The 11,331-nt window shown below is 65.8% G+C and carries 12 protein-coding genes; 6 read left to right on the plus strand and 6 right to left on the minus strand.

All coding sequences use genetic code 11. From position 1 onward, the window contains the following. The 4 genes from D769_RS17400 to D769_RS17415 all read right to left on the minus strand — a co-directional run. Positions 1–701: FAD-dependent oxidoreductase (locus tag D769_RS17400; protein ID WP_008647512.1), on the minus strand; the 701-nt coding region annotated here is incomplete at its 3' end. Between the two features lie 117 nt (positions 702–818). Next, positions 819–1,730, minus strand: coding sequence for a LysR substrate-binding domain-containing protein (locus D769_RS17405; RefSeq protein WP_008647513.1), 912 nt, complete (start codon positions 1,728–1,730; stop codon positions 819–821). A 109-nt stretch (positions 1,731–1,839) separates the two neighbouring features. Further along, a complete protein-coding gene (locus tag D769_RS17410) occupies positions 1,840–3,135 on the minus strand; it encodes a hypothetical protein (protein ID WP_008647514.1) in 1,296 nt (431 codons plus the stop codon). 49 nt (positions 3,136–3,184) lie between these two features. After that, positions 3,185–4,156: a tripartite tricarboxylate transporter substrate binding protein gene (locus tag D769_RS17415; protein ID WP_008647515.1), complete on the minus strand. Its 972-nt coding sequence runs from the start codon at positions 4,154–4,156 to the stop codon at positions 3,185–3,187. A 139-nt stretch (positions 4,157–4,295) separates the two neighbouring features. Between D769_RS17415 and D769_RS17420 the strand changes: the two genes are divergently transcribed. The 5 genes from D769_RS17420 to D769_RS17440 all read left to right on the plus strand — a co-directional run bounded on the left by D769_RS17420 (position 4,296) and on the right by D769_RS17440 (position 9,270). After that, positions 4,296–5,186 carry a LysR substrate-binding domain-containing protein gene (locus tag D769_RS17420; protein ID WP_008647516.1) on the plus strand — a complete coding sequence of 297 codons (891 nt, stop codon included), beginning with the start codon at positions 4,296–4,298 and terminating at the stop codon, positions 5,184–5,186. Positions 5,187–5,376: 190 nt separating this feature from the next. After that, positions 5,377–6,558 (plus strand): CoA transferase, encoded by a 1,182-nt coding sequence (locus D769_RS17425; RefSeq protein ID WP_008647518.1) that lies wholly within the window; start codon positions 5,377–5,379, stop codon positions 6,556–6,558. Between the two features lie 66 nt (positions 6,559–6,624). Next, the gene (locus tag D769_RS17430) at positions 6,625–7,368 is read left to right on the plus strand and encodes a FadR/GntR family transcriptional regulator (protein ID WP_008647521.1); all 744 of its coding nucleotides are present in this window, start codon (positions 6,625–6,627) and stop codon (positions 7,366–7,368) included. After that, complete coding sequence (locus tag D769_RS17435; RefSeq protein WP_008647523.1) at positions 7,365–8,189, plus strand: enoyl-CoA hydratase; 825 nt, start codon at positions 7,365–7,367, stop codon at positions 8,187–8,189. The genes D769_RS17430 and D769_RS17435 overlap by 4 nt, the downstream gene beginning before the upstream one ends. Positions 8,190–8,286: 97 nt before the next feature. Further along, positions 8,287–9,270: a tripartite tricarboxylate transporter substrate binding protein gene (locus tag D769_RS17440; protein WP_008647525.1), complete on the plus strand. Its 984-nt coding sequence runs from the start codon at positions 8,287–8,289 to the stop codon at positions 9,268–9,270. A 34-nt stretch (positions 9,271–9,304) separates the two neighbouring features. On the opposite strand, the gene D769_RS17445 is transcribed toward D769_RS17440, so the two are convergent. Together D769_RS17445 and D769_RS17450 are read right to left on the minus strand one after the other, a co-directional pair. Then, positions 9,305–10,228, minus strand: a complete 924-nt coding sequence (locus D769_RS17445; protein WP_008647526.1) for a DMT family transporter — start codon at positions 10,226–10,228, stop codon at positions 9,305–9,307. Then, entirely contained in the window at positions 10,225–10,914 is a 690-nt protein-coding gene (locus D769_RS17450; protein WP_008647528.1) for a pyridoxamine 5'-phosphate oxidase family protein, read from the minus strand. The genes D769_RS17445 and D769_RS17450 overlap by 4 nt, the downstream gene beginning before the upstream one ends. Before the next feature lie 92 nt (positions 10,915–11,006). Here D769_RS17450 and D769_RS17455 point away from each other — a divergent pair. Further along, the coding region (locus D769_RS17455; protein ID WP_008647530.1) for a GntR family transcriptional regulator at positions 11,007–11,331 on the plus strand (325 nt) is incomplete at its 3' end.

Below are 11,331 nucleotides of genomic sequence, written 5' to 3' on the forward strand. Positions count from 1 at the left end.
CGTCGCGCTGCGTGCCGCAGCCCCGTCACCCGCGTGCCACAGCGGAAGCTCGCGCCAAATCGGCGCGTGGCGGCCGCGGCCAGGCCAACGGTGAAAGCATGGCAGTCACCAGCTTCCTCGCTAGGGGTGTGGATGCCGCCGGCCAGCTTGTGCTGCAACGAGGCCAGGGCCGGTTCGAGCGCCACGCAGGCCGCGGCGTCCAGCGCCTGCTGGCGACTGCCAAGCGAGGCCTGATATTCCAGTTGCCGCCGGGCGCCGTCGAAGGCAACCGGATCGCGATAGACCACCAGCTTGCCATTGCGCTGATAGTTGAAGTGCAGCGCCTCGCGCTCGACCAGTTCATGCACGCCATCGCGGCTGAGCTGGCCCAGCCCGAGCAACTGCGCGGTGACTTTCTTGGCCACGCCGGTGCGGCAGGCACGCAGGAACTCGAGGCACCAGGTCCACTGGCGCCAATCAAGGCGAGGAACGAAACGCAGGGGCGAGTTGCGGTCGAGCAGCCATCCCGGCAGCTTGGGCAGCACGGCCGGGTCGGCCAGCGGCGCCACGTAGCTGTAGCTGAGTTGCGCGCCATTGGCCAGGCTGGTTTCCTGGGCCAGTTCGTCGCGCGCTTCCAGCAGGGTAACGGTATGCCCCTCGCGCGCCAGATAGTAGGCGCTCGCGACGCCAACCACTCCGCCACCCAGTACGCATACCCGCATGTTTCTCTCCCCACCCTTGAAAATGACCTGCCGCCCGCAACTGCGGGCAAGGCGACAGTGTTGACGAGAGCGGGATAGCGTTCAAATGACCTTTAGCGCATACCCTATAACCTGAGGTTATTCAGACCGGCCCGGCAGCGCCGCCTCGAACTGGGATCCGAGGATCGCCAGCAGGGTGTCGTGGGCGTGCGAGGACGCAGCGCCGTCCGCGTAGATCGCGGCCACGCCTACCGACAAGGCGGGCTCCAGCGGGCGGATCAGCAGTTCCTCGCCGCTCGCGCGCTGCGAGAACTGAGCCGTGAAATGGTCGACCAGAGCGTAGCCGACGCCGCATTCCGCCAGCGCGGCGGCCACGTAGTAGGTACGCGCCTCGATCATCGGCGTGCGCTCCTCCAGCCCGAGATCGCGGAAGGCCTGGGCGATCAGGCCACCCAGCGGGTCGCTGTTGCCGATGCCGATCCAGTGCTGATCGTCGAGCGCGGCCAGTTGCACCGGCCCATGCGGCGGCGCGTTCGAGGCGGGGCCGAGGTAGACGACCTCCGCTTGCCCGAGAGCGCTCGATGTCACGCCCGGGCGCGGGGCCGGGTCGAACACCACGGCGATGTCGAGTTCGCGCGACATCACCAGGCCCTGCAGTTCGTCGCCATGCCGTGTCTCGATTTCCAGCGAGACGCCGGGGCAGCGCTGGCGAAACTCTCGCACCGCCTGCGGGATCAGGCTCAGGCCCAGGCTGGGCAGGCAGCCGATGCGCAGATGGCCCTCGGGATGGCGTCGCAGGTTGCGCGCGAGCTGGCGCACGTTCTCCAGGTTGGCGAACAGATGCACCGTTTCGGCGTGCAGCAGTTGCGCCTCGCGCGTGGGCAGCAGCCGGCCGTGCGCGCGGGTGAACAGCTTGAAGCCGAGGTCGCGTTCCGCGTGGGCCAGCACCTTGCTGGCCGCGGGCTGGGAGATAAAGAGCAGTTCGGCGGCCCGGCTCAGCGAGCCGGTACGCATGACCGCATGGAAGATTTCAAGGTGACGCAGGCGCATGGCGCGGGGGCTGGATCGACGGCATTGCGCCGCAGTGTAGCGGACAAGCGGCCGAAATACCCCCGTTACCCCGGTTATCCCCGTTTTGGGTAATGCTTTCGGCCGATGCCTACGCGGGATCGACCAGCGCGGCGACATCCAGCGCGTACATCTGCCGGTTGCCGTCGTGGATCGAGTCGATGCACACGCGCTTGCCATCGCGGCTCCAGCGCGGGTGCAGGTCGCAGCGGTTTTCCTTCTTGAGCGTCGGGCTCGTGTAGAACGAACCGATGTCGTGGCGCACGCCACTGGGCACGTGATACAGAAACAGGATGCGCTCGTTGGTCTGCGCGTCGGGGTAGGTATCGCTGAGCAGCCAGTCGGGATGCGTGCGGGAGAACGTCATATGGCCGTTCTCGGTCAGGACGTCGGCCCCGATCACCGTGACCTCGCCGTCCGCGCGGTCCTCGTACAGGTGATAGTGGATGCTGCCCGCGTGCGGGCCCCACACGATGATGTGGGTGTCGTCCTTCCACAGCGGATGCGAGATCTGGTACTCCGATTTTTCATAGTCGAAGGTACCCACGGCATTCGGATCGAAATGCGCCGCCAATTGCGGTAGCGGGTGGTCCGAGCACTCGAGCAGCCGCATGTCGGTGCCATCGGGGTTCACGGTGATCAGCCGATGCAGGAAGCAGGTCTCGTCCTCGACCCGCTCCGTCCAGCGGTGCAGGAACAGCACGCGCGACGACGACGGATTGATTTCGATATGGCTCACCCAGTGGATCGCCTTGTCCATCGACGGAACCGGATGGAAGTTGCGCAGCGTGTCGTAGCTGACGATCAGCCGGGACATGCCGGTCGCAAGGTCCATCACATGGATGCCATCGCGCGCGGGGGCCAGATCCAGTTGGGGGAGGGCCCGCAGCGAAGCCTCGTCGCTGTAGCCGATGGTCTGGTGCGTGACGTAAAGCCTGCGGTAATCGACGCACAGCGCGTAGCGGCTGTCCGGCGCCACCACGTAGACCGGCATCGGCAGCGGGCGCGAAACACCGCTGGCGACGTCATGGATGACCGCGCCGAGGCACGGATAGAAGGCGGATTCGTCGTCGGTGCGGCAGTTGTAGATCAACTGCCTGCCGGGCGCGCCATCGAGCCACTGCAGTTGGGCGCCCATCTGCCAGTTCCATGCGGTGGTCTGGCCGACCTTCTGGAAGCGGTCGTCGTCCTGGGTATCGAAGAAGCCGATCTCGGCGATGAGGCCGGGATGCAGGTCCGCGTCGGCCATCGGCACGCGCTGCGCCAGTACGTAGCGGTCGGTGCGATCCCAGGTGCTCTTGTTGTAGTAGCCGAAGAAGTGGTGGAGCTTGCCGTCGCCCAGCCGTCGGCACGGCAGGGGATGGGGTTCGATCTTGTCGTGAAGCATGGTCAGCCGGCTTGATGGGCGTGGATTCGGTATAAGGTTGGCGTTGTGGTTATTGGGCAGTCAGCCGGGCTTTGGCGATGACCTGGTCCCAGCGGGCTTTCTCGCCGGCAATGAATGTCGTGGCGGCGTCGCGGGTGTTACCAACCGGTGTCATGCCCTGCTCGGCGAGCGCCGAACGGAATTCCTGCGATGCAACGATCGAGCGGATGTCGGCATTGAGCTTGTCGGCGATCGCGTCGGGCACCTTCGCGCCGACCGCGACCGTGGTCCAGGATGTGGCAACGAAGTTCGGCACGCCGGCCTCGGCGGCCGTTGGCACCTGCGGCAAGGCCGGCAGCCGGGTCTTGCCGGTCACGGCCAGCGCGCGCAACTTGCCCGAGCGGATGTACCCGAGCGTGGTCGGTGGGTTCTCGAACATCATGTCGATCTGCCCGCCCAGCAAGTCGGCGATGGCCGCGGAGCTTCCCTTGTACGGCACATGGGTCAGATGCGCGCCGGTGGTGACCTTGAATAGTTCGCCGATCATGTGCACCGACGATCCGACGCCGGCCGAGCCGAACGTCATGCCATCCGGGCGCTTTGCCGCCGCATCAACGAGTTGCTTGAGGTTCGTTACCTGGATGCTCGGATTGACCAGAACGACGTGCGGCATTTCCGCGAGCACGGTCACCACCTTCAGGTCCTTCGACGGGTCGTAGTTCAGCTTCGGATACGTGCCATAGGTGGCGTGCAGGCCGATGGAGCCAAGCAGCAGCGTGTAGCCGTCGGGTGCGGCGTCGGCTACAGCCTTGCCGCCGATATGCCCGCCCGCGCCGGGGCGGTTCTCCACGACCACCGGCTGGCCGTACAGCTTGCCAAGCTTGTCCGCCAGCATCCGCGCCTGCAGGTCCGAGCTGCCGCCCGCACTGAATGGCACGATCAGGCGCAGTGCGTGGTCGGGGTATGCGGCATGCGCGATGGCCGGCACGACCGTGCCCAGCAGCGCGGCAATGAGGGGCAGGCAACGGGAAAAGCGTGGCATTCGATGTCTCCGGGATGTTCTGTGCGTGTCTACGATGGCAGGAGTGTAGGCGCGGGCAGCCATGCCGGATAATTCAAATTTGCGCGGACCCTATACGCTGCTGATATACACTCGGTGACCCCCATCGAAGCCCGTCCATATGCCGCGCGCGCCAACTTTTCGTGAAATCGAGGTCTTTCGCGCCGTGATGCTGAGCGGCACCACAACGGCCGCCGCCGCCATGCTGCACACCACGCAGCCGTCGGTGAGCCGGGTGCTGGCGCAGATGCATACCGGTACCGACCTGAAACTGTTCGATATGGAAAAGGGCCGGCTGCGGCCCACGCCCGAGGCGCAGCGGCTGTTCGAAACCGTACAGGGGCATTTCCAGGGTCTGGCGCGTATCGGCCAGGAGGTGCATCTGCTGCGCCGTTCCGGCACGGGCCTGCTTCGGCTCGGCTGCACGCCGACGCTTGGTCTGGGGCCGATGCCCGGTATCGTGGCGCGCTTTATCGAGCGGCATCCCGATGTATCGGTGGACCTGCAGACCATCGGCAGCCACCAGCTTGGCGAAGGGCTGCTGCACGGACGATTCGATCTGGTGCTGGCCACGGGGCGGCTCGATCATCCCCAGTTCGATATCCGCGTCATGCACCGGTCACCCGCTGTATGCGTGATGCATCCCGGGCACGCCATGGCATCGCGGCGGCGGATTCGCGCGGCGGACCTGTCAGGCCAGCGGCTGCTGACCCTGAACGCGGACGACGAACTGAGTGTTGCGCTCTGGCAGGCGCTGCACGAAGCCGGGGCGGAACCGGCCGCGACGCTGCAAACCACTTATTCGAGCACGATCTGCCGGCTTGCGGCCGAGGGGGCCGGCATCGGTATCGTCAATCCGTACGCCGCGCGCGTGTTCGGCCAGGCCTTGACGGTGGTGCCGCTGGTGCCGGCGATCGCCGTGGAGGTGCGCCTGGCTCATGCGGGCCACCTCGCCAGTTCGCGGCTGACGGAGGTCTTTGCCAGCCTGGTGGCCGAGGGGCTCGAGGCTTAGGCGTCCTGACGCAGAGTGGGCCGGGCGCGCCTCGGCCATCTTTGCATTCCCTTTCCTGATTCGATCTGCAAACCAGTCATGAGCGGGTTAACCCCGTTTGCTCCCTATAGTTTTACAGATAGGATGTCCAACATCCTACTTAACAGCATCGGCAATCCGCGAACGCCGAGCAAAGACATTGGAGACAACTGTGGGATCTGGACCGCTTTCCCGTTTCACCGTGCTGGACCTGACGCGCGTGCGTTCGGGCCCGGCTGCCGTGCGCCAGTTTGCTGACTGGGGCGCGAACGTCATCAAGATCGAAGAGCCGGGGCTGGCGCCCGACGATCGGCCCGGTGGCTCGGCGCAGGTGGCTGACTACCAGAACACGCATCGCAACAAGCAGAGCATCACGCTGAACCTCAAGCACCCCGAAGGTCGCGCGCTGTTCCTTGACCTCGTGCGCAAGGCCGACGTGGTGGTGGAGAACTACCGTCCCTCGGTGAAATTCAAGCTCGGCATCGACTACGAGTCGCTGCGCAAGGTGAATCCGCGCATTGTCTACGGCAGCGTTTCCGGCTTCGGCCAGGATGGGCCGTATCACGACCGCCCGGGCCTGGACCAGATCGCGCAGGGCATCTCGGGGATGATGTCCGTGACCGGCGAACCCGGGCGGGGACCGATGCGCGCGGGTATACCGGTTGCCGATCTGACCGCCGGCCTGTTCTGCGCGATCGGCGTGATGGTGGCATTGCTGGAGCGCGAGGTATCAGGGCAGGGGCAATGGGTACAGACCTCGCTGCTGCAGTCGCAGCTGTGGATGATGGATTTCCAGGCAATGCGCTGGCTGATGAATGGCGAAGTGCCGGGTCAGAGCGGCAACGATCACCCGACCAGCAGCCCGACCGGCGTCTTCCCCACGGCGGACGGTCACATGAACATCGCCGCCATGGGTAACGACATCTTCGCCCGCCTTTGCAATGTGCTTGGCGCGCCCGAACTGGTGCAGGACGAGCGGTTCCGGACCGTGCCGCTGCGCGCGCGCCATCGCGCGGCGCTGGGCGCGGAGATTGCCGAACGCACCCGTACCCGCACGACGCAGGAATGGATCGCGCGCATGAACGAGGAAGGTGTGCCGTGCGGCCCGATCCTCAATATGAAGGAAGCATTCGCCGATCCGCAGGTGGAGCATCTGCGCATGAGCCAGCCCATCGATCATCCGACGCTCGGGCCGATTTCGGTCGTAGGCCAGGCGGTGACGCTGAGCCGCACGCCGATGGGGAAACTGGCGCCGGCTCCGGAAAGCGGGGAACACAACCTTGACGTCTATCGCGCCCTGCTCGGTCTGGACGCGGCGAAGGTCGAGGCGCTCGCCGCGCAGGGTGTCATCTGATTGGGCGCTAACATATCCGGCATGAATGTCCCCGACACCGGGGCGCAAGACATGACGGAGATTCAGATGAAGGCCCCATTCGATACCGAAGCCCGCGGATTCACGAGCCTGCGCCGGCCAGACAACCTGCCCGACGAGATCGCGCACCAGATTCGCCAGCGCATTCTCAACGGCTCGCTGGCGCATGGCCAGCGGTTGCCCACGGAGCATGAACTGGCCACGGCGTTCGACGTGAGCCGCAATGTCGTGCGGGAGGCCATCGCACGGCTGAAACTGTCGGGCTACGTGGAAACGCGGCGCGGCACCGGCTCGTTCGTGGCCCACGGTATCGGGCAGCGCAATTTCGAGATCGTCACCGATGAACTGATGGAGAAGGATGCGCTCGAGCATGTCTTCCAGTTGCGGGTCGAAATCGAATCGGGCGCGGCGGCGCTGGCGGCGATGTATCGGACGGACGCGCAACTCGAGGCATTGCGCGTCGCGCTGGCGAAGGTCGACGAATCGGGCGGGGACCTGGAGAAGGGCACGGATAGCGCGCTCGATTTCCACCTTGCCGTGGGTAACGCCACCAACAACCCGTACTTCATCCGGTTGATGGCGCATCTGAGCCATGTATTGCACGACGCCGTGCGCACGCTGCGAACCGGATCAACGGGGACGGCGCGTATCGCGGAAGTCGAGAACGAACACCACGCCATCTTCGATGCCATCGCGGCTGGCGATGCGGAAGCGGCACGCACGGCCATGCGCCGGCATTTGACCAACGGAATCGAACGACACCGGGCCAGACGGCCAAGAAAGGCAACATGAACAGCACACGCATTCTGGAAGGCGAAATTACCGATGCCCTGCTCGTGGAGAAGCGGGGCAACACGGGCTGGATCACCTTCAACGATCCCGGGCGCCACAACGCCGTCTCCTTCGACATGTGGGCGGCGGTGCCCAAGGCGCTGGCAGCATTCGAGCAGGACGACGACATCCGCGCGGTCGTGCTCACCGGCGCTGGCGAACGCGCTTTCGTGAGCGGCGCCAACATTTCCCAGTTCGACAAGCTGCGCTCCGGCGACGAAGCCGTGGCGGCCTACGAGCAGGTTGCAGAGGCCGCGCAACTCGCGCTCTACGACTATGCCAAGCCCACGCTGGCACGCATCAAGGGTTATTGCATCGGAGGCGGGATGAACATCGCGCTGTGCTGCGATATCCGGATCGCATCGGCCGACAGCACCTTCGCGATCCCGGCCGGCAAGCTGGGGCTCGGGTACCGGCTGACCGCCATTCGCAACCTGGTGACCACAGTCGGGGCGGCCAATGCGCTCGAGATCTTCCTGACCGCGAATCGCTACGCGGCTGCCGAAGCCAAGGCCCTCGGACTGATCCATCACGTGACGGATACACCGGATGCGGCGGACCTCGATGCCGCGCTCCAGGTCCGCCTCGACCAGATCGCCGGGAATGCGCCGCTGACGCTGCGCGCCGGCAAACGCATGATCCGCCAGTTGCAGCAGCTTGGCCCGGAAGTCGATATCGCGGCCATGCAGCAACTGGTCATGCAGTGTTTCGCCAGCGACGACTATCGCGAAGGCAAGCGCGCCTTCGCTGAAAAACGCAGTCCGGTCTTCACCGGGACGTAGCGCGCGTCCCGGGAGACCGGGACGGCCGGGAGCCCACCGCTCCCGGCAGTATCGCCGCGCCGGACGTGGCGAACATATAAAACTACAGGAGACATGTATGAACAAGAGGCCGATTCTTGCCCTCGCAGCGGCGATGATCGTGGGCGGGCTGGGCATGGCGCAGAATGCTGCCGCGCAGTATCCGCAGCAGCCCGTCAAGATCGTCGTGGGCTACGCGGCCGGCGGTACCACGGACATCCTGGCACGGGCCCTGGCCGAGCAACTGGCCGCCGAACTGAAGCAATCGGTGATCATCGAGAACAGGCCCGGCGCGGCCGGTAATGCCGCCGCCGCGTACGTGCAGCAATCCGCGCCCGATGGCTACACGCTGTTCATGGCGACGGTGTCGAGCCACGGCATCAACCCGGCCCTGTACAAGAAATCGCTTGGCTACGATCCTGTCAACGGATTTGTGCCCATCAGCATGGTGGCATCGATCCCGCTGGTGCTGATCACGACCCCAAACCTGCCGGTGAAATCGGTGCCCGACCTGGTGGCACTGGCCCGGCAGAAGCCGGGTGAACTGAACTATGCGTCGAGCGGGAACGGATCGCCGGTGCACCTCGCAGGCGCCATGTTCGCCCAGGGTGCAGGTGCCAAGCTTGTGCATGTGCCGTATCGCGGCGGGGCGCTTGCCAATACGTCGGTGATTGCCGGCGAAACGCAGATGAGCTTCGCGACGTTGCCTGGCGCGTTGCCTCAGGTCAAGGCGGGCCGGCTGCGGGCCATTGCAGTGACTACCCGGGACCGGTCCGCGCAACTGCCCGATGTTCCTGCCATGCGTGAAGTACCGGGGTATGGCAACTTCGAGATCAATACCTGGAACGCGCTGCTGGCCCCGCGCAATACGCCGCAGCCGATCATCGATTCGCTGAACAAGGCAGTTGGCAAGGCGATGGCTTCGCCAAAGCTGGTGCAGCGCTTCAATGGCGAGGGCGCGACGCCCGCCGCCAGTTCCCCGGCCGATCTCGGGCGGTTTATCCAGGCGGAACTGGCCAAATGGGCTGGCGTCGTGGGTGAGCTGAACGTGAAGGTCGACTGACGGCGCCGGGGACAAAGGGGGATAAGGGGGGACATCACCCCCTTTGTCTTCCTCCACCCATCGTCCCTACCCCGATCCCACCCAGAATCAACCCCATCGCCGCGATGAGTTGCAGCGTAACGGGTTCGCCGAGCGCAATGGCCGAACACGCGACGCCGAACACCGGCACCCCGAGCAGGCCGAGCGATGTCGTGGCCGCGGGCAAGGTCCGGTTGACGGTGTTCACGGCCCAATAGGCCAGGGCGATGCCGAAGAATCCGCCGTAGAGCAGCAGTCCGGCCAGCGACGGTTGCCAGTCGACCTGCGGCATGCCGTCCAGCAGCAGCGCCAGCGGTATCAGCAGGCAGGTGGCCAGCAGCGCTTGCCAGAACACCAGCTCGAACGGCGGCGTGACCCATTTGTGGGCGCGGACATACAGAATGCTTATCGCCCAGCAAAGCGCGGCAAGCAGCACCAGGCCATTGCCGAGCACCGCGTTCCGGTCGCGCCAGTCGAACGCCAGCGGGTTGAAGATCAGCAGCAGGCCCAGCAGGCCGAGGCCGACGCCGGCAAGGCGTCTGACGGTCATGGGTTCGCCGAGCATCAGCCACGCGCCGGGCACCACCCACAGCGGCGTGGTGTAGGCCAGCACGGCGGAGCGTCCCGCCGCAACGTACTGCAGTCCGATGCTGGCAAGCACGGAGAACGCCGTCATGTGCAGCACGCCCACGCTCAGGATGACGGGGATGTCGCCTCGCTTGGGCAGCACGAGGCGTTTGCGCAGCACGCAGATCACCAGCAGCGCGGCAGCGCCCACAGCGGAACGCAGCGCTACCACCCAGATCGGCGGCAGGTACGCCAGCAGGGCCTTGCCGACGGGCCAGTTGATGCCCCACGCCAATGCGATGCCGGCCAGTAGCAGCCAGGCCCGCTGCGCATCCGACGCCGGCATCGTGCTGCGGGTGGTGCCGGTGGTCACGGCGAGACCGCTTCAGCATCCGTAGCGCTGGCGGATGCCGTCGATGCCCAGGCACGCACATAGTCAGGCATGCCCGTGGGAGCCGCATCGGTCAGCGGTGCCAGCGGCTGCAGCGCCATGGGCAGCACGCCTGCCCAGACCGGCCGGTCCATGTCGGCTTCGTCGTCCGCCGGACCGCCCGTCCGGATCTTTGCTGCCGCCTCGTCGAGCGGAATGCGCAAGACGGTCGTGGCAGCGAGTTCGCTGGTATCGCCCGGACGTACCTCGTGTGACCGCCCGGGTGCGATGCGTTCGACGAAGGCGTCCAGTGCCGCTGCCTTCGCCGGGCCCTCCACCGCCTCGAAGCACCCGTAGATGATGGCCGACCGGTAGTTCATCGAGTGATGGAACGCCGAACGCGCCAGGACCAGCCCATCCAGATGGGTGATCGTCACGCAGGCCTGCGCGCCGGTGGCCGCGAGCTTCAACATGCGACTGCCGTTGGAGCCGTGGATGTAAAGGTGATCGCCCTCGCGCCAGCACGCGGTCGGGATGCAGTGGACGCCATGTTCGTCCGCAAACGCCAGGTGGCAGACGTAGGCGGCATCGAGGATGGCGTGGAGGGTCGCGCGATCGTAATGGCCGCGTCTGGCGACACGGTGGATGCGGGTGCGGGGCGAAGGCGGCTGGGTATTGGTCGCGGTCATTGCGGGACGTCCTTTGGTTGGGGATGTGTCCACGATAGGCAAATCGTGGCACCATGCGTAGACCCACAGTCATCAATGTTCATGGAGCCACAATGGATTTCGGCGTGCTGTTGTCGGCGTTCGAGCGTGAAGCCACGCCGTCGGCGTCAGGGCGAATGCCACGGCAATACCAGCTGTATGCCTGCCTGCGGACGGCCATTCTCAGCGGCAAGATCGAGGAGGGCACGCGACTGCTGCCCACGCGCGCGCTGGCCGATGAACTCGGCATGGCGCGCAATTCCGTGCTGTATGCCTACGAGCGTCTTGCCGCCGAAGGTTTCGTCACGGGCAGCCGGCAGGGCACCGTCGTGGCGCGTGTCGGGCTTCAGCACACCCCGGCGAGCGTGCCCGAGGCGCCGCCGGTGTTGTCGCGGCGCG

It is taken from the genome of Cupriavidus sp. HMR-1, assembly GCF_000319775.1.
Lineage (GTDB): Bacteria > Pseudomonadota > Gammaproteobacteria > Burkholderiales > Burkholderiaceae > Cupriavidus > Cupriavidus metallidurans.

Bases quoted from the DNA above. Each gene is read 5' to 3' on its own strand.
- D769_RS17405 (WP_008647513.1), bottom strand. From the start codon at position 1,730: ATGCGCCTGCGTCACCTTGAAATCTTCCATGCGGTCATGCGTACCGGC.
- D769_RS17410 (WP_008647514.1), bottom strand. From the start codon at position 3,135: ATGCTTCACGACAAGATCGAACCCCATCCCCTGCCGTGCCGACGGCTG.
- D769_RS17415 (WP_008647515.1), bottom strand. From the start codon at position 4,156: ATGCCACGCTTTTCCCGTTGCCTGCCCCTCATTGCCGCGCTGCTGGGC.
- D769_RS17420 (WP_008647516.1), top strand. From the start codon at position 4,296: ATGCCGCGCGCGCCAACTTTTCGTGAAATCGAGGTCTTTCGCGCCGTG.
- D769_RS17430 (WP_008647521.1), top strand. From the start codon at position 6,625: ATGAAGGCCCCATTCGATACCGAAGCCCGCGGATTCACGAGCCTGCGC.
- D769_RS17435 (WP_008647523.1), top strand. From the start codon at position 7,365: ATGAACAGCACACGCATTCTGGAAGGCGAAATTACCGATGCCCTGCTC.
- D769_RS17440 (WP_008647525.1), top strand. From the start codon at position 8,287: ATGAACAAGAGGCCGATTCTTGCCCTCGCAGCGGCGATGATCGTGGGC.
- D769_RS17450 (WP_008647528.1), bottom strand. From the start codon at position 10,914: ATGACCGCGACCAATACCCAGCCGCCTTCGCCCCGCACCCGCATCCAC.